We start from the raw sequence: 21477 nt of genomic DNA, 5'->3' as shown, positions 1-21477 counted from the left end.
GGAGCAAGGGTTTATACATGGATTTTATCCGTTTGCCTTTTTGGCTTCCCGCTTGGATTTGAGCGTGACCGCCACGTGCCTGATAGACAATACCGGATGCACCGGCAGCATACGCGGGCCCGCCCAGCGCATGACTGCACGAATTTTCTCCCGCATTTCCGGTTTATAGCAATGGACCTTGCAGGCGGAACAGAAGGTCTTTGTTTCCATAAACGGACACTTTTCAATGCGCGCAAGCGCATAATCGTGCAGCTGCCGGCACTCCGGGCATAAAGTGCCTTTGGGAGTGTCATGCTGTTTGCGGCAGTAGAGTGCGATCATCTCGCTGACAAGCAGTTTTTCATCTGCACGCTTTTTATCCAAGTTTTTGGGGGTCTGCTGCATCGGGTCCGTTCCTCCTGATCATTCTTATTCTCTTTTACGGCCTGACCGGCGCGCAGCACGGCGTACTGCACTGCGCAAAAACGCAAAGCCTACTGTAACGCCAAGTGCCACAGCCATTTCCATATACACCGCCTTTACCAAAAACGGCAGGAGTTGACGGATATTTCGTCCGCTTTCTCCTGCCGTAAATTCTGCATTTTTACGATACTCTGCATAACGGCTGCTGCACTTCTAAAAGTTAGTGCTTTCTAACTTTTGTTTCTATAAAAATGCCGAAACACGGCAAGTTATAGTTTAGCGCAGCAAACCATTTTTGTCAAGAGAGTTTCCCTCTCGTAAAGCTCACCATGCCGCCAGATCTGCGCCCAGCTTACGGCAGGCAGCCTGCACGTCATCATCAGGTGTTTCGTTGCAGATGAGCCCTTCCTCGCTGAACAGCTGTGCGCCATCATCCTGTGCGCGCTGTACCCAGTCGCGCATCCACTGACCGTCACCCCAGCCGTAGGAGCCGAACAGTGCGATCTTTTTGCCGTTCAGAGAGCCTTCCAGTGCAGCAAACATAGGCTCGAACTCGCTCTCCTCCAGCTGCTCTGCACCCATAGCCGGGCAGCCAAAGGCCACCACATCAAACTCTGCCAGCTTTGCGGGGGTCATCTCGGCGCAGGACACGATGGTGCCGTTGGCACCTGCGCCCTCGGCGATGCAGTTTGCCATGGTCTCGGTATTGCCGGTGGCGCTCCAGAATACGATTGCTACTTTGCTCATAAAACTCTACCTCTTTCTCTGTGTAGTTAGTTTCGTTTAACTTCATGCTCTGTAAAAATGCGTCCGTGTTTCATGACGCATTTTTGTAGTTAGCATTTTCTAACCGTCAACAGGATACCACAGCCCTGCCCCGCTTGTCAAGGCATTGGCGCAATGTTTGCACGGCACAACAATGCCACCTTTTCTAAAGCGCACAGAGCGTGCGTTTCAGCTGCCCAATACGCGGAACACTGCCAGAAGCGCCCCGTAGATGACCGGCTGGTGCAACAGATACAGCAGCAGCGAGTGCCGTCCAAGCCAGCCCAGCGGCGGGCAGACCGAGCAGTGCAAGGGCTCCATGCGCTGCCGCCCTACAACTCCGTAGAGAAAGTACCCCGCCCAGAACAGAAACAGCCACGGCAGAAGGGCGAAATAATCCGTAGAATAGAACCACCACGGATAAAAGCCAAAGTACGCTGTAACGTAGTTTGCATACAGTGTCTGCGGCAGCCAGAGGCGCAGGCTGCCAAAACCCAAATAGCCTGCCGAAACATTGCGGGTCAGGGCGAACAGCACTGCGGAGATAGCAAACCCTGCTGCGGGTGGAATGCGCCGCAGCGGCTTTTCCAAAAGGCCGGTCAGCAGCATAGCGCTGCCCAGCAGGGTCAGCACGCCAAAAACGACCCTGTCATCCGGCATAAAAAGCAGCGTGACTGCCGTGACAAGCGCCCCCGCCCCAAACACCTGTGCGCCCCGGCGCAGGGTATGATGCCCAAGCTGCACACAGAAGCCGGACAATAGAATAAACACCCAGCAGATGCTCTGCTGCCACAGATGCCCGGGCAAGCCATAATACCAGTCTGCCTGAATGCCGAACAGATTGACCAGATCCCAGCAGCCGTGATAGAGCATCATACTAACTAAATCCAGTCCGCGCAGCTCATCCAGAATGGCGTAGCGGGCAGAAGTGTTATTGTACTTCACGGCGTTTTCCTTCCTTTTTGTCACGCTGTTACACCGTTTTGCGGCGCAGCAGGCTCATGGGCGGCAGTTCCGGGGTGGGCATGGTGTATTTTTCCATGGCGTGAGGGGTGCTTTCCACCCGCTCCCCTGCTTCGTTTTCAATCCATTCCGGGGTAAGCGGGATGCTGCGTCCGTCCGGGCACAGTGCCTCCAGCGTATCTCCAAGGCTCCATTTGCCGCGCTGCTGGCAATGGGCGATGCCGTTTTCCCAGCTGTCCACCGTGCCAACGAACTCCCACTCGCGGATGTAGGTGGCGCTGTCGGTGGCCTGTTTGGCCTGTTCGCGGCCAAAATAGAAGCCGGGAGAATAGTGCCGGTGGCTGGTGCGGGTAAGCTCTGCGTACACCTCCGGCGGCAGCTCAAAGTTATCGTTTGCCGGGTCGGCCAGATAGGCGTCCAGTGCCTTGCGGTAGGCAGCGGTAACGCTGGCAACATAGTAGAAGGTCTTGGCGCGGCCTTCGATCTTCAGGCTGTCCACGCCCGCCTTGCAGATCAGGTCGATGAAGGGTGCGGTGCACAGATCGTTGGCGTTAAGGATGTAGCTGCCGTTCTCGTTTTCGCCGATCTCGTACAGCTGACCGGGGCGGGTCTCCTCGCTCAGGTAGTACTTCCAGCGACAGGGCTGGGCGCACTGGCCGCGGTTGGCGTCACGCCCTGCCATGTAGTTGGACAGCAGGCACCGGCCGGACACGCTCATGCACATCGCACCGTGCACAAAGGCCTCGATCTCCAGCTCCGGCGGGGTCTTATCGCGCAGGATGGCAATATCCTGCAAGGTCATCTCCCGGGCCAGCACCACGCGCTTTGCGCCCATTTTGTAGGCGGCGCGGGCGGCTGCCCAGTTGGTGATGCCGGTCTGGGTGGAAAGATGCACATCAATGTCCGGGGCAAAGGTCTTGCAGGCATCCAGCACACCAAGGTCTGCCACGATAAAAGCATCCACACCGGCCTTGGCGGCTTCCTTGATGGCCTCCGGCAGGCGGTCGGCTTCCTCGTTGGTGGGCAGGGTGTTCATGGTCAGGTAGACCTTGCGGCCGCGGGCATGGGCGTAGATGACGCTTTCCGTCAGCTGCTCCGGGGTAAAATTGGCCGGGGCAGAGCGCATACCAAACTCCGGCAGACCGCAGTAAACGGCATCGGCACCGTAGTTGATGGCATAACGCAGACGTTCTGCATCGCCCGCCGGGGCAAGCAGTTCCGGGATCTGTAACATTTGTAGGTTCCTCTCTTATGTATCACAGTTTTTAACGGGAAAGGGGCCGCTGCACCGTGTTTTTTGTGCAGCGGCCTTTCCTCAGTTTTTCAGGCTTTTGTTCACAGCTGCGGCAGTTTTGCAGTTTGCGTTATGCTCTGCCAGCGTGTGGGCGTAGTAGTAATTGCCCTTGAGGTCGGTCACAAAGAAGTAAGCGTCCTTGGCTTCCTCATCGGGCTGCGGCTCCAGCGCCGCTTTGATGGCGGCAAGACCGGGGTTCGAGATGGGGCCAGCGGGCAGGCCGGTGCAGCTGTAAGTGTCGTAGGCTGCAAGGATATTTTCCGGGATATCATCCCAGCCGCCGTAGTAGGGTGCGACCCAGTTCCAGAGATAGTTATTGTCGGCGTCGCTCTGGATATGGCTGGAGGTGTTGCTTTGCAGCCGGGGATAGGGCGAGCCCTCCGCCAGACGGTTGCGGAACACCTGCGCCACGTTGGAGTCCTGACTGTTGCCCGCTTCCTCCTGCACAAAGGAGGAAAGAGTGACAAGCTCCGGCAGGGTCATGTCCTGCTTTTTGAGCGCTGCGTACATTTCCTTGGTAAATTGTGCATCGAACTGGGCGTAGAAGGTAGCCACATAGTTGTGCACCGTATCACCCTTCAAAAACTCGTAGGTCTCAGGGAAAAGATAGCCCTCACACTTCATGAAGCGGTTCGGAGCATCTTTATCCTCCGGGACATACTGCCAGAAGGTATATGCGCTGAAATCGCCCTCGTTGGCTTCCTTCAAAAACTCCTCGGCGGTGCACAGACCAGCGGCTTCCATCTTCTGGGCAATGGCAATGGCCGTGGTGCCCTCCGGAATGGTCACCCGCACTGTTTCTGCCTTGGCGTACTGGGAAAGGGTGCTGATGAGTGCATCGTAGGAGCTGCCAGTGGTCAGCTCAAAATCGCCGTATTGCAGCTTTGCGGCAGCACCCTTTTCCCCCACATACCAGCGGAACAGGTAGGCAGAGCGGATGACGCCTGCGTCCTTCAGCTTGTTGGCGATCGTGGCTACGCCGCTGCCCTGCTGAATGCTTACGGTGACCGCCGTGCCGGGCTTACTGCTGCCGTGGATCTCGCTGCGGGCAAACAGCACCGTTGCGCCCGCGGCCAGTAGAAGCAGCAGAAGCACCACCAGCAGAATTTTGCCTGCACCGCCCTTTTTGCGGGCTGCGTGTGTATCGTTGTGTGCCATACGCACCTTCCTTTTTTCAGTTTTCCAGCATCAGACGCAGATAGCTCTCGCTCACGTCAAAAGGCTCTGCGTCAAAGCGGATCATGCCGTATTCCTGCCGGGTGCCCTCGCCCAGAAAAAGCGGCTGGGCAGCGCCTACCGTGATGACCGCCTTTTCCACGATGACTTCCTTCTCGCGGGCGGCTTCCATCAGGATCTCGGCGGCGCGGTCGCTGTCGGCCATCATCTCCACAAAATACAAGGTGTCCTCCTTGCGGAAGTAGATGCCGTAGCCATGCTCGTTGGACACGATGGTAGCGCCCCGGGCGTACAGCTCCTGCAGCACCACCGCCATGCGCTCCGGGCTGAGCTGCACGGTATCCTTCCAGAACTGCTCCCGCAGCTCGCACAGCTTTTTGGCCGTAACGGTGTCAAATTCCGCCTGGCTCCACAGGTTGCGGCTTACCTCGCGGGGCAGGCAGCGCAGCGCAAAAGCCTGCGCAAAGCCCTTATCCTGCAGCAGCGCTGCCTGTGCTGCATCTGCCGGGACTGCCACCGTAAAGCCTGCGCCCCGCAGCTTTTGCTGGGCGCACAGGGTATCCAGCAGACCCGCCAGCAGCAGACTGCCCTCGCCGCACAGGCACAGGTAATTGCCCGTGCGCCCCTGCAGGGTGACCGGCACAGCCAGCGCAGCCGCCACGATGGTGTCGTTTTCATCGGCCACATAAATGTTCTGCACACCGGCAAAACGTTCCAGTACCATTTTTGCAAAATCTTCGGTATCATGATGCTGGCTCTGCCACAAAGCCAGCACTGCCGCCTCGTCGGACGGCTGCATCAGACGATACATCGTTCAGGATGCCCCCTCTTATCATATTTTATCGTTCAGCCCAGTGTTTTCCGGGCAAGCTGCTGTACCTCTTGCTGGATCTCTTCAATGCTGCGCATGGCGTCCCCGCTGGTGCAGTGCACGGTGTCCCAGCCAAGATGCCGGGCGCAGAACTCGGCAGCGGCGCGGCTGCGCGCCAGATAGGCTGTATCCTTCTCGTGCAGGTCCTTTTTGCTCTCGTCGCCGTGGTAGCGCTGGGTCATCAGGCGCTGGCTGACCGCCGGGTCTACCTGCAAATAGATGACCCTGTCCGGTGCGGGCAGACCCAGCAGACGGAACTCATAATCAAACAGCCAGTGCAGATATTCCTCCCACTGCTTCTGCGGAAGCTTCGAGCACTGGTGCACCGCGTTGGAGGTGGTGTACCGGTCGGCGATGATCACACCGCCCTGCTCATAAAAGCTGCCCCAGCTGGTTTTATAGCTGGCATAGCGGTCCACCGCGTAAAAGCTGGAAGCCGCATAGGCGTTTACATCATCCGGGTGCTGGCCGAACTGCCCTGCCAGATACATCTTGACCAGTGCGCTGGAATCGCTGGCATAATCCGGGAAGGTGATCTTCTGCACCGGTACACCCTGCGCGGCAAGATGCTCTGCCAGCAGCTTTGCCTGGGTGGCCTTGCCGCTGCCGTCCAGCCCTTCCAGCACGATCAGTTTGCCTTTGCTCATACGGCGGCACCTTCTTTAATGGCAGCATATTTTGCGCGCACCTCAGCGGTTTTGCCGCAGCACATCTTGCCCTCCGGGCAGGCACCGCACAGGCAGGCAGGGCCGGCCTTGGCAAAGATATGGGGTGCTACCGGGTACACCAGCGCGAACATCTTTTCAGCCAGTTCCCGGATCTCCCACTGGGCGCGGTTGCAGCAGCGCAGCTGGAAGAAGTTCATCAGGCTGCGGGCGTTCATGGTGACTACCATTTTGGTCTCGCAGGCATTGGGCAGCACAAAGCGGGCGTCCTCGTTGGCCTGTTTAGACGCCTTGGCGCGGGCCTGCTTTTCCGGCATTCCCTCAGCCATCAGACGGGCGGTGTGCCCCTCCTCCAGCTTATGAGCGAGGTCAAGATAACGCTGGGCGTCCTCTTCCATGCTGGCAAGGAAAGCGGCTTTTGCTTCCGGGATGGCTTCGATCTCCGGGGGCGTCACATAGCGGAAATCATCCAGACGCACATAGCGCTGGCTCTGCACGCTGAAGGACGCAATGCGGTGCCGGGTGATCTGGGCAAGCAGGGTGCGGCTGACCCCCTCGATACCAAAGGTAAAGCTGGCGTGCTCGATGGGGCTTGCATGTCCAAGGTCACTGAGCATGGTCAGAAATTTTGCAGTTTTTTCCTCGTCCAACCCGTCCAGAAGGTCGGTGATATGGGCGTCGGAGTAACAGAGCTTTGCGGCAGCCGCTACCACCTTTTCCGGTTCCGGGGTGTGGGCGATCAAACGAACAGTCATCATAGGGTCATTCTTCCTCCGTAATCTTGGTCAGGGGCGCAAAATTGGCCATCGTTTTCTTGATGCCCACTTTTTCAAAGTTGATCTCCACGATCTGATCCCCGGCAGCAGGCTTTACCTTCAGCACCGTGCCGCGGCCAAACACTTTGTGCTCCACGATGTCGCCCGGTTCATAGTGCTTTGCGTCGAAAGCCACCGATTTTACGGCAGAATTTGCTGTAAAGGCTGTTTGCTTTACAGTATTTTTCGTCGCATTTCCGCTGGAATATCCAGAACCAAATCCGCCGCTTCTGGTAGTCGGCTGAGTGGAGCTGTTGCCATAGTGACTACCAAAACCGGAGGAAACGGTACTTCTTCCGCCGTAAGAGGAGCCAAAGCCACGGCTTTCACCGGCGTTATATTCCCGGTTCAGGTAGCCGCTGCGGTTGCCCGAGCTGTAACCCGAGCCATAACCGCCGCCGTAGCTGCTGCGGCTGTAACCGGAGGGGCCGGAGTAGCCGGATGCCCCGCCGGGCACGGTATCGCTGTAACTACTGCCCCAACCGCCCATGCGGGAACGCTGTTCCAGCACCGGGCTGCGGGTCTCCTCGATATATTCCGGCTCGATCTCCCGCAGAAAGCGGCTGGGCTCGTTGCGCTGGGTGCGGCCGTACAGCATCCGCGTAACGCTGTTGGAGATGTACAGCTCCTTTTTGGCGCGGGTGATGCCAACGTAAGCCAGACGGCGCTCCTCTTCCAGATCTGCTTCGGAGTACTTGCTCATCTCGCTGGGGAAAACGCCCTCCTCCATGCCGATAAGGAACACGTAGGGAAACTCCAGACCCTTGGCAGAGTGGATGGTCATCAGCACCACCTGATCGCTGCTTTCGTTGTAGCTGTCGATATCACTGATGAGGGCGATATCCTCCAGATAGCCTTCCAGTGTGGCTTCCTCGCCGTGCTGATCGCAGTAGTTTTTGACGTTGTTTACCAACTGACCCAAGTTCTGCAGACGGTCGGCGGCATCCTCGTGCCCCTTGGCGGCGTCTGCTTCCAGCATGGCCTTGTAGCCGGTCAGTTCAATAACATCGGAAGCGAACTCATCCAGCGTGCGGGTGGCAAGGGAATCCTGCAGGCGCTGGTAGATCTGCCAGAACTTGAGCAGCGGCATGACCGCGCGGGAGAGCTTGGCGTACTGGTCGGCATGGCTGATAACATCCAGCATACTGACCCCCTGCTGCCCGGCAAGGTCTGCAATGACGTCAACGGTGGTGGCACCGATCTTGCGGGCGGGCTCGTTGATGATGCGGCGCAGCCGCACATCGTCCCGGGGGTTGGCCATGATGGACATATAGGAGTGGATGTCCTTGACCTCCTTGCGGTCGTTGAAGCGCTGCCCGCCCACGATCTTATGCGGGATGCCCGCGCGGGTGAAGTAGCTTTCGATGGGAGCCGACTGGGCGTTCATGCGGTAGAGGATGGCGTGGTCTGCCAGATGCCCGCCCGCCTTCAGGTGCTGTCCGATGACGTCCGCAATGTGGCTGGCTTCGTCCTGCTCATTCTCGGCGGTATACACCTGCACCTTATCACCCTCGCCATTATCCGTCCACAGGGTCTTGCCCTTGCGCTCGGTGTTGTGCTGGATGACACAGTTGGCTGCGTTGAGGATGTTGGAGGTAGAGCGGTAGTTCTGCTCCAGACGGATGGTCTTGGTGCCGGGGTAGAGTTTTTCAAAGTTGAGGATATTTTCAATGGTAGCGCCGCGGAAACGGTAGATGCTCTGGTCGTCATCGCCCACCACGCAGATGTTGCGCTCCGGTCCGGTGAGCAGACTGACCAGACGGAACTGCGCCACGCTGGTGTCCTGATACTCGTCCACCAGCAGGTAGCGGTACTTGTTCTGGTAGAACTCCCGCACGTCCGGGTGGTCGGCCAGCAGCTGCACGGTCTGATAAATCAGATCGTCAAAATCGAACGCACCGGCCTCTTTCAGCTTTTTCTCGTAAGCTGCGTAGATGCGGGCGGTCTGGGTGCTCTTCACGTCTCTGGCGTGGTCTGCAAGCGCCTGTTCTGGGCTGACCAGCTGATCCTTCCAGCGGCTCATCTGGTTGATGGCGGCCTTGATGGGCAGGAATTTATCATCGATGCTCAGTTCTTTATACACCGTTTTCATCACGCGCTGGGCATCGTCGGTGTCATAGATGGTAAAGCTGCGGGGGTAGCCGATCTCCTCCGCCCAGCGGCGCAGAATGCGCACACAGGCCGAGTGGAAGGTAGAGGCGAACACCTCGTCCCCTTCCTCGCTGCCCAGCATCCGGCGCAGGCGTTCCTTCAGTTCCCCTGCCGCCTTGTTGGTAAAGGTAATGGCCATCACGTTCCAGCTGCGCACCGCGTTGCGGCGCAGCATCCCGTCCAGCCAGCTGGGGGCATCCGTACCGGTCATGATGGCGGTGCGCAGGGCTTTGACGTCCTCCTCGGTCACCGGGCGGGGCGTTTCTTTGGAGCCGTGCGCCGAGCCGAACCGGATGAGGTTGGCAATGCGGTTGACCAGCACGGTGGTCTTGCCGCTGCCGGCACCGGCAAGGATGAGCAGCGGGCCATCCGTGGTAAACACAGCCTGCCGCTGCATATCGTTCAGGCGGCCGAATTGCTTTTCAATGTAAGTATCACGCAGGGTGCAGAATTCCTGCCCGAGAGATGCTGCCATGGTTTCACCTGTTTCCTTCGCTGTTATTCATACCGTATAGTATAACACATTTCGAAAAGGTTGTACACCAAAACTGCATGGAGTTACAACTGCTTTTCCAGCAGATAGCGGTCGTAGCCGCCGTACATCTCCCGGCGGCAGCGGATGACGAAGCCGCCGGCCTGTGCGTTGCGCAGGCTGTAGCTGTTATCCGGGCTGACGGTAGCGCCCAGATGGGTGATCTGCGGCGGCAGCAGCGGCAGGGCTGCTTCCAGCATGGCGCGCTGCAGGCCGTTGCCCCGCCAGTCCGGGTGCACTACCGCGCTGTCTGCGTTCGCCCAGTGCTGCCACTGGCTTTGCGGCACACCCAGAAAGGCGGCGTAGTTTTCATCGCTCTGCCCGCACAGGCGCAGGATGAGGTACGCACCCAGCCGCCGTTGCTGCCATGCGCCGATACATATCCCAGTGCGCAGATAGCCGGTGATGTTTTCCAGCGTATCCGGCACGAACTGCTCCGGGTGCGGCATGGCGGCGCGCACTTCGTTTTGCAGCGCGAACACCGCCGATGCCTCGGCGGGGGTGCAGCGCCGCAGGGTAACAGCCTGCCGGGCGGGCTTGCCGCATACTTTTTGCAGAAAATAGTCCATCTGTACTATGCCCTCCAAAATAAAATCGTACTTTTCAGCAGATTCCAGTATAAATGACGCTTTTCTAAATGTCAAATTATGCTATAATAGGAGAGAAGGGGCTGTGGAGGAATCCTCCCTGCCCGTTCGTATGAAGTTCGGGGCGGCCTGCCGCCCGGAAACGGAGGAACCATCCATGAAAGATCCCGCACTGGCATCGTCCAGCCGCTTGGGCGGCGCTGTGATCAGCGACCGCGTTGTTGCAAGCCTGCTGGAGGAGCTGTCCAACGGGCGCTATGCCCAAGCCGACCGTCTGCCCGCCGAGGTAGACCTTGCCACCGAGCTGGGGGTGAGCCGCACCGTGATCCGTGACGCGCTGAGCGAGATGGAGCGCGCCGGTTATGTGGAACGGGTGCGCGGCATTGGCACGGTGGTGAACCGCGCTGTGCTGGGGCTGCGCAGCCGCTTGGACCAGAAGCTGGAGTATTACCCTTTGATCCGCAGCTTTGGCAGCTACCCCCATGCCGACGGCATTCAGGTGATGCTTCTTCGTGCAGGCGAGGAGATGGCGCACGCGCTGGCGCTGGAAGTCGGTGACGAGGTGATCTGCATCAAAAAGCGTATCCTTGCCGATACGACCCCGGTGATCTATTCCATCGACTACCTGCCCCGCAGCCTGTTCGGCAACCGGGACTACACCCGCATCGACCTGACCGGCGACATCTTTGAGATCTTGGAGCAGGAGTGCCACCAGCAGATCTCTTCCAACGTGGCGCACCTGAAGGCCAGCTGCGGCGATGAAGCCATCCGCGCAGCCATGCGGCTTGCCCCGGGCGAGGCCATGCTGCTGCTGGACGAAGTATGTTTCAATCGTTTGTGCAAGCCGGTGATGCGCTCGCTGAGCTACTACACGAACTTTTTTGATTTTTCCATCTTACGCAAACTGCTTTAAACGGAGGTATCCTATCTATGCGTCATCTGATCGATCCCTTGGATCTTACCCAGCAGGAGATCACACAGCTGCTTGATCTTGCCGACCGTATCTGCGCCGACCCCGCCGCCTATCAGGAGGTGGCCAACCACAAAAAGCTGGCTACCTTGTTCTACGAGCCCTCCACCCGCACCCGGCTGTCCTTTGAAGCGGCCATGCTGAACTTAGGCGGTCATGTGCTGGGCTTCCCCAGCGAGAACGTGTCCAGCGCCACCAAGGGCGAGAGCGTGGCCGACACCATCCGGGTGGTGTCCTGCTATGCCGACATCGTTGCCATGCGCCACCCCAAGGAGGGCGCACCGCTGCGTGCTTCCCGCTATTCCCGCATTCCGGTGATCAACGCCGGTGACGGCGGCCACCAGCACCCCACCCAGACCCTGACCGACCTGATGACCATCCGCCGCCGCATGGGCAGACTGGATGATCTGACCATCGGTCTGTGCGGCGACCTGAAATTTGGCCGCACCGTCCACTCCCTGCTCAAGACCATGGCGCGCTGCAAGAATGTCCGCTTTGTGCTGATCAGCCCGGAGGAACTGCGGGTGCCGGATTATATCATCAACGACGTGCTGGAGGCCAACGGCATCCCCTACAAGGAGACCCGCAGTCTGGAGGAATCCATGCCGGAACTGGACATCCTGTATATGACCCGCGTGCAGAAGGAGCGCTTCTTCAACGAGGAGGACTATATCCGCCTGAAGAACAGCTATGTGCTGACCCGCGAAAAGATGGCGCAGGCCAAGCCCACCATGGCGGTGTTGCACCCCCTGCCCCGTGTGAACGAGATCGCGCTGGACGTGGACGACGACCCGCGCGCCGCTTATTTTGAACAGGTGCAGAACGGCGTTTACGTCCGCATGGCACTGATCATGACCCTGCTGGGGCTTGCAGACCCCAAAGCACCGAAGGAGGAGAACTGATATGTTGAATATTGACGAGATTCAGAACGGTATTGTCATCGACCACATCAAGGCAGGCACTGCCATTGGTCTGATGGATCTGCTGGGCATTGCGGGCAACCGCACCGCCAGCGTGGCGCTGATCCAGAACGCACGCAGCAAAAAAACGGCCAGCGGCCGCAAGGATATCATCAAGGTGGAGGGCGACGCTTCGTGGCTGAACCTGGATGTGCTGGCTTATCTGGACCCGAACATCAGCGTGACCATTATTGAAAACGGCAAGGCTGTCCGCAAGGAGCAGCCCAAGCCGCCCAAGCGTCTGGTGAACATTGTGCGGTGCAAGAACCCTCGCTGCATCTCCAGCATTGAAGAGGAGTGCGACCAGATCTTTGAGCTGAGTTCCAACGGCAAGTACCGCTGCATCTACTGCGAGCAGGAGCTGCAGGTAAAGCCGGAGTAACTGCATTTTTGCCCGAAGCAAAACGATTTCAAATGCGCTCCGCTTCGCTCTGCGCATAGCTCAAGGAATTGCATTTTAATTTTGCAGCTCAGCCAAGCCTGCGGGCTTGGCTGAGCTGCTTTTTCATTCGTTGGCTTATAGAGTCAAAGTTTTTCTTTGAGGAAATCGGCAGAGCGCTGCGATGACTGAGAGGGTCGAGTATACAAAAAGGACTGCTATACTGGGCAAAACCCATGTAGAGCAGTCCTTTTTTGCACAAAAGAGAGCTGACGGAACTCTTTGCAGCGCACGATACCCCGACCTGCCTACGCCATTCCCATACAGCAAGCAGAGCCGGAATTGCGACGCATCGAGTAACTTTATCGACTGCAACCCCCAAAAGGCCCGCCGCAGAAAGTTCCGTCAGCAGAGGTCTGCGCATCTATGCGCAACCCAAAAAGCAAAGGTAGACAGCCCGCTTACACGCACCGCAGGCCGTTTTCCATCCAGCAACAAAGCTCTTAAAAAGAAGGGTGTTACCCTCCCACCGCAACGTGACCATGTCCGCACGGAAGGCTTCCTTTACTGGCTTTAGTATAGCAGAGTTACGCTTGTGTTGCACAAAAACTGTCATATTCTGACGGTGCAGATGTCATGAATTGTCGGTGGGCACCGCACAGGTAAAGCGGAACCAATTGTCCCGGCAGCTCAGGGTATACTCCGCACCATGGCGCAGCAGAACGTCCCGCACGTTGGAAAGCCCCATGCCGTGGCCGGGCTCCTTGCGGGTGGTGCGGGGCAGCTGCCCATCCGGCGGCAGCTCCACATCCCGTTGCACCCGATTGCGCACCGAGAGAAGGTATTCCTCCCCCGTTTTGCGCACCCGTACATAGACCTCCGGTGGGTACGCCTGCGCTGCGGCACAGATGGCGTTATCCAGCAGATTTGCCAGCACGGTGACCATATCCACCCCGCTTAAGGGAAAATTCCGCAAATCACAAAGGTCAAAATACACGCTTACGCCCTGCCGGGCGGCTTCCTCGTATTTGCGGGTCAGGATGGAATCCAGCAGCGGGTTGTGGGTATCCATAATGGTGGTGCTGGCCGCCACAGCCTTATCTACACCGGCAATATAGTTCTGTGCACCAGCCACATCTCCCTGTTCCAGCAAGGCACGCAGCGCACTGATGTGGTTGGTGAACTCATGGGTCAGACGGCGCTGGGCGGTGTAGGAATCCAGCAGAGCCGAGGCCCGCTGCTGCTCCAGCTCGGCCTGAAAATGCAGGCTGCGCCGCTGCATGACCTGATCATTGAACATCGCCACGATACACAGATGCACCATGACAGCCACCGTAAGCCCCACTGTCATCCCCATTGTGGCCATGGTGGCCCTTTTGTTGTTATCTGTGAGCATGAGCAGGATGTTCAGCACCACGACCACACCCGGAAAAAAGCTCATGGTCAGCGCCTGCAAGGGCTCCAGCGCATTGCGCCTGCGCCACTTGCCTACCAAAAAGGCCACAGCTGCGCCCACCACCATATTTGCCACCGCTATGATGATTAGACAGTCTGCGCGTTGGATGACCTGCTGCAGTTCACACTTCAGGATCCACGATATGACATACCGCATACTGTTTTCAACCAACAGGCACATGGTACCGTTGATCAGGCAGGCAGTAAACTTCTGACCCGGTGTGCCGCCAAATAGCATGACGGTGATGAACAGAAAAAGAAGTGTGAGAGCCACTGCCATCGGCGTAAAAAAGCCATAGTTGTGCACGACCGAAAGGGTCATCGTAAGCATGGTTATAACACCGGACCACACCAGAGGGTGCTTTACCTTGCCCTTGCCAAGGTAAGCATATTCCACCATGATAAAGCCGATCCATTGGGTCAGGCAGACCCAGTGGCCGTACATATACCAGCGCCAGAATTCTTCATTCATCGCCGAACTGCCCCTTCCATTCCAGCCATGCGCTGCGAATAGCCGGAAAATCCTGTCGGCTTGCGTTCAGTTCTACCCCGCTGCGCAGTTCTACCTTATAGTTGCGGATGGAACGCACATATTGCAGATTGACCACATCGCTGCGCCCTACCTGCAAAAAACCGTTTTCGTACAGCATGGCGGGCAAATCGGCGATTTTGCCGTAAAAGGTGCAGATGGGCTGGTGCGGGATATCGCCGTAGACATTGATCTGCCGCAGATCACTTTCCAGATAATAAATCTGGTCGAGAGGTATCTCGCTGGTGGTACGGTTGTGGCGCACCTCCAACGTCTTTTTAGGGTCGGTCATGCCGGCAAAGATATCCTCCAGACAGCTGGGCAGCTGGGCGGCAATATCCCGCTTGAGCAGATAGCGGTAGGCATTGACCGTGTAGCCCTGCGGGGCAAATTCCAGATACGCCGAGATGTACACCAGCACGATATCCGGCGCGACCTGCCGCAGCCTGCGTCCCAGCGCAATGCCATCTGTGGTTTTCAGGTCTACATCCAGAAACGCCAGCTGGTAGCGTTCCAGCTCCGGGGTAGCCAACAGCTGCTCGCCGCTGGTGCAGACAGTGCTCTGCACCTGGATCTCCCGTGCGCGGAACCATTCCGAGATATACTCGTCCATCTGCGCAGCAAAGACCGCATCAACGTCACAGACCAGAATGTGCATGGGGGTATTTCCTCCTTCTGAATACAAAAAAGCATATAGCAGTGTCCCCCGCCGGGAGAAGCACCCTATATGCTTTTATATTACACTTGTTCCGCCCGTTCGTCAATCAAAGACAGAGCAGGCGTCTTATGCTAGGAATTTGTCGTAGAGTCCAAACGCAAAGATGAACACTACGATAAGCGGCAGCACATAGGTCAGGTAGCCGCGCATCCAGTCCTGCACCTTGAGACCCTCGCCGGTGTTGACCTCTTTTTTGTAGTTCTGCCAGCCCCAGCCGTAGCGGGTAACACAGAACAGCAGATACACCAAGCTGCCCAGCGGCAGGAACAGGTTGCTGACCAGAAAATCCTCCACATCCAGCACAGCACCGCCGAATACCGCAAAGCCATCCCATGTCCACAGGTTATAGCCCAGCACGCAGGGCATGGACAGCAGGATGATGAGCACAAGGTTCACCAGACTGGACTTTTTGCGGCTGCATCCGGTCAGCTCCATGCCGCAGCAGATAATATTTTCGAACACTGCCAGCACGGTGGACATGGCTGCAAAGGCCATGAACAAAAAGAACAGGCTGCCCCACAGCCGACCCATGGACATATTGGCAAAGATGTTGGGCAGGGTGATAAAGATCAGGCTGGGACCGCTGGTCTGGTCCACATGATAGGTAAAGCAGGCCGGGAAAATGATCAGACCGGCGGTGATAGCTACGAAGGTATCCAGCACCACGATGCGGACAGACTCGCCCAGCAGGGAGTGTTCCTTGCCGATATAGCTGCCGAAGATGGACATGGCACCGATGCCAAGGCTGAGGGTGAAGAACGCCTGATTCATAGCGGAGACCAGCGTGTTGACCACGCCCACTTCCTGCATCCGGGTAAAGTCCGGCACAAGGAAGAAAGAAAGGCCTTCCTTTGCCCCGGGCATGAACAGGCTGTTGACAGCCAGCACCACCATAATGAGAAGCAGGGCGATCATCATGCCCTTAGTCACACGCTCCAGACCGCTTTGCAGCCCCTTGGCGCACACCAGAATGCCCACTACCACCACGAATACCATCCAGAAGGTCATGGTGGCGGGGCTGGCCAGCATTTCGGTAAACTTACCAGCTACCTGCTCTGCGTTGAGCCCTGCCAGCTTGCCGGCGGCAGTCATGTAGAAATAGTGCAGCATCCAGCCCGCTACGGTGGTGTAGAACATCATCAGCAAGTAGCAGCCGATGAGGGTAAAGTAGCCGTGGATGTGCCACTTCTGCCCCGGCTTTTCCAGCGCCTGATACGCCCGCACCGGGCTTTTGCGGGAGGCGCGTCCCACGGCAAACTCCATGGTCATGATGGGCAGACCCAGAATGACCAGAAAGATCAGGTAGAACAGTACAAAAGCACCGCCGCCGCCCTGACCGGCGATATACGGGAACTTCCACACATTGCCGATGCCGATGGCGCAGCCTGCGGAAAGCAAAATAAAGCCAAGACGGGATTTCAGAGTTTCTCGTTCCATGATTCGATAACTCCTTACTTCTGCTTCCGGGGTGCGTTTTTGCCCACAGGGCCGCGGGGACGGCGCTCGGCAGCCTTGGACTGCTGGGCAGCACTGCGGGTCTGTGCACGGCCCTTGACGGCTGCGGCGCGCAGACCGTTCACCTCGGCCTTGGTCAGCTCGCGGTAGGTGCCGGGCTTGAGCATACCCAGTTTGACCACACCCTCAGCGTTGCGCTTCAGGCGCACCACCTCAAGACCCACGCTCTCGCACATCCGGCGGATCTCGCGGTTCTTGCCCTCTTTCAGGGTCATTTCCATCACGGTGCGGCCGGGCTCGTCGGTGACCACATTGATGGCACAGGGCATGGTCTTGGTGCCGTCATCCAGCACGACGCCGCTGCTCAGCTTGAGGATGGTGGCCTCGTCGGCGCGGGGCTGCACGGTAACGCGGTACAGCTTGGAGATGCCGCCGGACGGATGGGTGACAGCCTGCGCAAAGGCACCATCGTTGGTCATCAGCAGCAGACCCTCGCTGTCCTTATCCAATCGTCCCACCGGGTACAGGCGAGCGGGGATGTCGCTGACTAGGTCCATCACGGTCTTGCGGCCCAGTTCATCGCTGGCGGTGGTCACATAGCCACGGGGCTTGTACAGCGCCAGATAATACAGCTGCTGGTTCTTCTGGATGTAGATGCGCTCGTCATCCACATGGAGCACGTCACGGTTGGGGTCCATTTTGTCGCCCACCTTTACCGGGTGGCCGTTCACCTTGACGCGGCCCTCAGCAATGATCTGCTCGGCGGCGCGGCGGGAGCACAGACCCTGCTCGGCCATGATCTTCTGAATACGTTCTTCTGCCATAATATTACTCCTTGTGCGCCTCACGGCGCTCAAAACGCGCACCGCTCCCCTGCTTTTGCAGGGCACGGTGCGCGGCTATATAAACCGCAGACCAAAAGGTCTGCGGCTGCGGCTTGATTTGTATAAAGGGTTACTCTGCCTTGGGCTCCTCTGCGGGTGCCTTATCGTCCTTTTTGACCAGCGTGGTGAGCTTTTCCACCAGCTCGGGCAGCATGGTCAGGGCGCGGTCGATGCTGTTGGAGCTATCCGACAGCTGGATGGTGCGCACGCAGCCATCCTTGATGACCAGAAATGCCACCGGCTGGATGTTGACACCGGCACCGGAGCCGCCGCCGAACAGATCCTTGTTGGCAGCGTTCTTGCCGTTAAAATCGGTACCGCCGGAAGCGAAGCCGAAGCTCACCTTGGACACCGGCAGGATGGTGATGCCATCCTCGGTGGTGATGGGCTTGCCGATAATGGTGTTGGAGTCCACCATCTGGTGGATCTTTTCCATTGTAACGTTCATCAGACCCTGAATAGGATGCTCTGCCATAAAACAACTCTCCTTTATTCATCCGTGCAGGCAACAGCCCGCCGGAAAGCATTCTGATATGGATTTAGTGTACCACACTTTATAGGAATATGTCCAATACTTTTTTACGCCAGAACTCGTACAGCACCCGCACAGCGGCAATGACGATGAACAGCGCCTGCGCACTGACCCGGAAGGACACTCTATCCTGCACAGTGGGCTGGGCGCTGCCGAAGTCCGGCAGAACGCGCAGCTGGTCAAATTCCAGAAAGAAACAGTGATCCAACACGCCAAGGGTCGGATACAGCCATGCCTGCAGCTTGCCGTAATTGCGGGCAGCTGCAGCGGGGTCGTCCCCGCGCACGCCAAGGCAGACCGAGATCTTTGTAAAACGGATGGTGCCAAACACTGCCCGCAGCAGCGTGCCCACACCCCGCAGCATGGTGCAGATCACATCCAGCGTGAGCTTTGCCTTTTGGCGGGGCGGCTTTTCGGCTTTAGGCTTTGCGGGCTGCGCAGCCTTTTTTTCAGCTTTTTTGCGCTTGTGCTCCGCACGCCAAGTGCGGAATTTTGCTTTCAGTCTGCCGGTAAAGCCCTTGGGCTCCTCCGGCTGGGCGGGCGGTTCCGGCTGGGGATATTGGAACACCGGAAAGGTGATGCCCAGTGCCCCGGCTTTTACGGTAAGCGTATCGTTTTGCCAGCAGACATCCGCACAGAAGGGGCACAGCAGCAACAGCGCCGCCAGCACCAGAATGATCAGCAGCAGGATGCCCACCACCTTGAGGATGAACAGCAGACAAGCGCCCACTGCGGAAAGAACCATGCCCATGGGTCAGCCCTCACTTTCGGTCGGATCATCCGCCGGTGCGTCGCTGTGCACCGGCGGCAGGTCTGCCAGACTGGACAGACCGAACACACGCAAAAATGTATCGGTGGTGCGGAAACTGACCGGGCGACCCGGCAGGTCCAGACGTCCGGCTTCCTCGATCAGCCCCTTTTCCAGCAGACCGGACACGCTGGAGGAGGAGTCCACGCCGCGCACCTGCTCAATAAAAGCGCGGGACACCGGCTGGTTATAGGCGATGACGGTCAAGGTCTCCATGGCCGCAGGGCCAAGCGGCACAGCGCGGCGGCTGTCCAGCACGCGGCGCACACAGTCTGCCCACTGGGTCTTGGTGGCCAGCTGCCACCGGGTATTCAGATGCAGCAGACACAGGCCGCTGTCCTCCCGCTGATAGCGGGTGTGCAGGGCTTCCAGCGCAGCATCCACGCTGGACTGGGGCAGCTGCACTGCCTGTGCCAGCTTATCGGCCCCTATGGGATCGCCGCAGGCAAAAAGCATGGCCTCTACGGCGGCAAGGATTTGTTTTTGGTTCATGGGTTCTCCTTATTGCGTTCCGGGCGGGTGCGGCGCATGGTCAGTTCTCCCCGGTCATCCAGCGCGATGCGTCCGCCGCGCACCAGCTCCAGCAGCGCCAGAAAGGTGGCTATGTTGGTGCTGCGGCTCTGGCTGCGGGAAAACAGCTGCTCCATTTTTGCCACGGTGCCGCCCAGCATCCGGCGCAGGATGTACACCACCCGGCTGGTGACCGATACCATGGGCGCGGTGACCAGCGGCTCGAACTGCTGCTGGGTGGGCACACGGCGGGTTTTAGTGCGGCCTGCCAGTGCCTGCCAGTAGTCGGCCAGTATCTGCGGGGCGTGGTGCAGCGCGTAGGTGTTGTCCAACTCCATCTCCATGGGACGGCGCACGAATACCGGGGCAGCTTCCCCTTTTGCGCGCAGCAGAGCCGCCATGTGGCGGCACTGGTCGTACTCGATGAGCTGACCGGTGAGTTCCTGTTTCATGCGCTCGCCCTCTTCGCTGCGGGGCAGCAGCAGAAAGCTTTTCATCTCCACCAGATGCGCCGCCATCTCAATGAAGGCGCTGGCAGTCTCGGGGTCGGGGTCGGCCTGCTCCACGGTACGGGTGTACTGGTCGATGAGCTGCAAAATGGGGATGTTGTGCAGATCCATCTTATGCTTGGCCACCAGCGCCAGCAATAATTCCAGCGGGCCGTCAAAATCTTCCAGATGGAAGGTCAATTCCTCTGCCACTCAGATCACCGCCCCAAGGCTGCTGGCGTAAACGGCGTAGGCGATTTTATCGATATACCCGGTGCCCGCACCCAAAAGCGACCACACCGCGTTGTTCAGGTAGTACAGCGGCACATCCAGAAAGCCGCCCCAAACCGCCGCCAGCATAACGATCATGATATATTTTTCGTACCGCATCAGGCCAAAATAGATGCGCTGCGGCAGCACCACCAGCAAAATGCGGCTGCCGTCCAGCGGCGGCACGGGGATCAGGTTGAACACCGCAAGGCTCACGTTCATCAGCACCAGATACCGCAAAAACATGGCAATGTAGATGGTGGCATTATTGACCGGTGCCCAGTAGTACATCACCTTCCATGCCACCATGCCAAGGTAAGCCAGCACAAGGTTTGCCACAGGGCCTGCCAGCGCCGTAAGCGCCATACCCCACTTGGGGTTTTTGAAGTTGCGGGGGTTGGTGGACACAGGCTTTGCCCAGCCCACGCCCGCAAACACCATGCACAGCGTGCCCAGCAGGTCAAAGTGGGCAAAGGGATTCAGCGAAAGCCGCCCCTCGCGTTTGGCGGTGGCATCGCCCAGCAGCCATGCTGCCAGCGCATGGCCGGCTTCGTGGAACGGGATGGCCACCAGCGCCACCAGTGCGCGGATGATATAATAGGTTGCCTGTGCGGTCATGTAAATCTCCTGTCAAAATGAATTTCTTCCTTTATAATACTATTTTTTTGCGCCCTGCACAAGCCCCACTGCGCCGGGAATACAAAAAGCTGCAGGAAATTTAAAAAAAGGCTTGCTTTTTCTCTGCATCTCTGGTAAAATAGTCAAGCTGATTATTTTGATTCCATACTTCACTGTAGGAGGTGCAATTACCATGGCTAAGTGTGAATGCTGCGGCAAGGGTGTTACCTTTGGTATCAAGGTCTCTCACTCTCATCGCCGTTCCAACCGTACCTGGAAGCCGAATGTCCGTCGTGTCAAGGCGGTCGTGGAGGGCTCTCCCAAGTATGTCTACGCATGCTCCCGTTGCCTGCGCGCTGGCAAAGTTACCCGCGCTGTCTAATTTGGTGTATGTGGCCGGTCACTTTGTCGAGTGGCCGGCTTTTTTATTTGCCGCAAGGAGTGGAATAAAATGTCTTTGCCTGTTGATCCCATCATGCTGCTGAGCGTGGTGAACCTGAAACTGCGGGATCAGTATAAAGATCTCGATGCGCTGTGCGAGGATCTGGAGGCCGACAAGGCCGGTCTGTGCGCAAAGCTGCACGCTGTGGGCTACGATTACGACCCGCAGCGCAACCAGTTTGTCTGATTATAGCTTCCAAATCCGGCACCGGTGCGCAGCGACTGTGCCCGGGCCGGTGA

At 58.0% G+C, this 21477-nt stretch carries 24 protein-coding genes; 5 read left to right on the top strand and 19 right to left on the bottom strand.

What is annotated here, in order from left to right; translation table 11 throughout:
• Nucleotides 1-24 precede the first annotated feature (24 nt).
• The 10 genes from C4N24_RS00395 to C4N24_RS00350 form a co-directional block, all read right to left on the bottom strand.
• Nucleotides 25-384, bottom strand: a complete 360-nt coding sequence (locus tag C4N24_RS00395; protein WP_112089845.1) for a nitrous oxide-stimulated promoter family protein — start codon at nt 382-384, stop codon at nt 25-27.
• Between the two features lie 342 nt (nt 385-726).
• Nucleotides 727-1149, bottom strand: a complete 423-nt coding sequence (locus tag C4N24_RS00390) for a flavodoxin (protein WP_112089844.1) — start codon at nt 1147-1149, stop codon at nt 727-729.
• Nucleotides 1150-1356: 207 nt separating this feature from the next.
• A complete protein-coding gene (locus tag C4N24_RS00385; protein WP_242983143.1) occupies nt 1357-2112 on the bottom strand; it encodes a heparan-alpha-glucosaminide N-acetyltransferase in 756 nt (251 codons plus the stop codon).
• Between the two features lie 28 nt (nt 2113-2140).
• The gene (locus C4N24_RS00380; RefSeq protein WP_112089842.1) at nt 2141-3364 is read right to left on the bottom strand and encodes a peptidase U32 family protein; all 1224 of its coding nucleotides are present in this window, start codon (nt 3362-3364) and stop codon (nt 2141-2143) included.
• 81 nt (nt 3365-3445) lie between these two features.
• A complete protein-coding gene (gene mltG / locus C4N24_RS00375) occupies nt 3446-4582 on the bottom strand; it encodes an endolytic transglycosylase MltG (protein ID WP_112089841.1) in 1137 nt (378 codons plus the stop codon).
• Between the two features lie 16 nt (nt 4583-4598).
• Nucleotides 4599-5411, bottom strand: a complete 813-nt coding sequence (locus tag C4N24_RS00370; protein WP_112089840.1) for a hypothetical protein — start codon at nt 5409-5411, stop codon at nt 4599-4601.
• Nucleotides 5412-5446: 35 nt separating this feature from the next.
• Entirely contained in the window at nt 5447-6118 is a 672-nt protein-coding gene (locus C4N24_RS00365) for a dTMP kinase (RefSeq protein WP_112089839.1), read from the bottom strand.
• The gene (gene thyX, locus C4N24_RS00360) at nt 6115-6894 is read right to left on the bottom strand and encodes an FAD-dependent thymidylate synthase (protein WP_112089838.1); all 780 of its coding nucleotides are present in this window, start codon (nt 6892-6894) and stop codon (nt 6115-6117) included. The genes C4N24_RS00365 and thyX overlap by 4 nt, the downstream gene beginning before the upstream one ends.
• Nucleotides 6895-6898: 4 nt before the next feature.
• Nucleotides 6899-9577, bottom strand: coding sequence for an ATP-dependent helicase (locus tag C4N24_RS00355; RefSeq protein WP_112089837.1), 2679 nt, complete (start codon nt 9575-9577; stop codon nt 6899-6901).
• A gap of 83 nt (nt 9578-9660) precedes the next feature.
• Nucleotides 9661-10203, bottom strand: coding sequence for a GNAT family N-acetyltransferase (locus C4N24_RS00350; RefSeq protein WP_112089836.1), 543 nt, complete (start codon nt 10201-10203; stop codon nt 9661-9663).
• 103 nt (nt 10204-10306) lie between these two features.
• Between C4N24_RS00350 and C4N24_RS00345 the strand changes: the two genes are divergently transcribed.
• From C4N24_RS00345 to C4N24_RS00335, 3 genes are read left to right on the top strand one after another with little or no spacing between them, the layout of a single operon-like run.
• A complete protein-coding gene (locus C4N24_RS00345) occupies nt 10307-11134 on the top strand; it encodes a GntR family transcriptional regulator (protein WP_242983142.1) in 828 nt (275 codons plus the stop codon).
• Nucleotides 11135-11151: 17 nt separating this feature from the next.
• A complete protein-coding gene (pyrB, locus tag C4N24_RS00340; protein ID WP_055184493.1) occupies nt 11152-12093 on the top strand; it encodes an aspartate carbamoyltransferase in 942 nt (313 codons plus the stop codon).
• A 1-nt stretch (nt 12094) separates the two neighbouring features.
• Entirely contained in the window at nt 12095-12532 is a 438-nt protein-coding gene (locus C4N24_RS00335) for an aspartate carbamoyltransferase regulatory subunit (protein WP_097780195.1), read from the top strand.
• 631 nt (nt 12533-13163) lie between these two features.
• On the opposite strand, the gene C4N24_RS00330 is transcribed toward C4N24_RS00335, so the two are convergent.
• From C4N24_RS00330 to C4N24_RS00290, 9 genes are all read right to left on the bottom strand, one after another.
• Complete coding sequence (locus tag C4N24_RS00330; protein WP_112089834.1) at nt 13164-14456, bottom strand: sensor histidine kinase; 1293 nt, start codon at nt 14454-14456, stop codon at nt 13164-13166.
• A complete protein-coding gene (locus C4N24_RS00325; protein WP_112089833.1) occupies nt 14449-15171 on the bottom strand; it encodes a LytR/AlgR family response regulator transcription factor in 723 nt (240 codons plus the stop codon). Before C4N24_RS00325 ends, C4N24_RS00330 begins: the two co-directional genes overlap by 8 nt.
• A 126-nt stretch (nt 15172-15297) precedes the next feature.
• Nucleotides 15298-16668, bottom strand: coding sequence for a sodium-dependent transporter (locus C4N24_RS00320; protein ID WP_112089832.1), 1371 nt, complete (start codon nt 16666-16668; stop codon nt 15298-15300).
• A 14-nt stretch (nt 16669-16682) separates the two neighbouring features.
• Nucleotides 16683-17510 (bottom strand): pseudouridine synthase, encoded by an 828-nt coding sequence (locus C4N24_RS00315; protein ID WP_005926111.1) that lies wholly within the window; start codon nt 17508-17510, stop codon nt 16683-16685.
• Between the two features lie 130 nt (nt 17511-17640).
• A complete protein-coding gene (gene ytfJ / locus C4N24_RS00310; RefSeq protein ID WP_015538459.1) occupies nt 17641-18045 on the bottom strand; it encodes a GerW family sporulation protein in 405 nt (134 codons plus the stop codon).
• 79 nt (nt 18046-18124) lie between these two features.
• The gene (locus C4N24_RS00305; RefSeq protein ID WP_112089831.1) at nt 18125-18853 is read right to left on the bottom strand and encodes a DUF2953 domain-containing protein; all 729 of its coding nucleotides are present in this window, start codon (nt 18851-18853) and stop codon (nt 18125-18127) included.
• A gap of 3 nt (nt 18854-18856) precedes the next feature.
• Entirely contained in the window at nt 18857-19402 is a 546-nt protein-coding gene (scpB, locus tag C4N24_RS00300; protein WP_112089830.1) for an SMC-Scp complex subunit ScpB, read from the bottom strand.
• The gene (locus C4N24_RS00295) at nt 19399-20121 is read right to left on the bottom strand and encodes a segregation and condensation protein A (RefSeq protein ID WP_112089829.1); all 723 of its coding nucleotides are present in this window, start codon (nt 20119-20121) and stop codon (nt 19399-19401) included. Before C4N24_RS00295 ends, scpB begins: the two co-directional genes overlap by 4 nt.
• Entirely contained in the window at nt 20122-20796 is a 675-nt protein-coding gene (locus C4N24_RS00290; protein WP_112089828.1) for a site-2 protease family protein, read from the bottom strand.
• A gap of 193 nt (nt 20797-20989) precedes the next feature.
• Between C4N24_RS00290 and rpmB the strand changes: the two genes are divergently transcribed.
• Both rpmB and C4N24_RS00280 read left to right on the top strand, forming a co-directional pair.
• The gene (gene rpmB, locus C4N24_RS00285; protein ID WP_080545321.1) at nt 20990-21178 is read left to right on the top strand and encodes a 50S ribosomal protein L28; all 189 of its coding nucleotides are present in this window, start codon (nt 20990-20992) and stop codon (nt 21176-21178) included.
• Nucleotides 21179-21247: 69 nt separating this feature from the next.
• The gene (locus tag C4N24_RS00280; RefSeq protein WP_015538456.1) at nt 21248-21424 is read left to right on the top strand and encodes a DUF4250 domain-containing protein; all 177 of its coding nucleotides are present in this window, start codon (nt 21248-21250) and stop codon (nt 21422-21424) included.
• Nucleotides 21425-21477 lie beyond the last annotated feature (53 nt).

The sequence above is a fragment of the Faecalibacterium prausnitzii genome (assembly GCF_003287405.1).
In the GTDB taxonomy this organism is placed as follows: Bacteria; Bacillota; Clostridia; order Oscillospirales; family Ruminococcaceae; genus Faecalibacterium; species Faecalibacterium intestinale.
The sequence above is the reverse complement of the archived record's forward strand: the minus strand, read 5'-3'. Positions and strand labels throughout refer to the sequence as shown.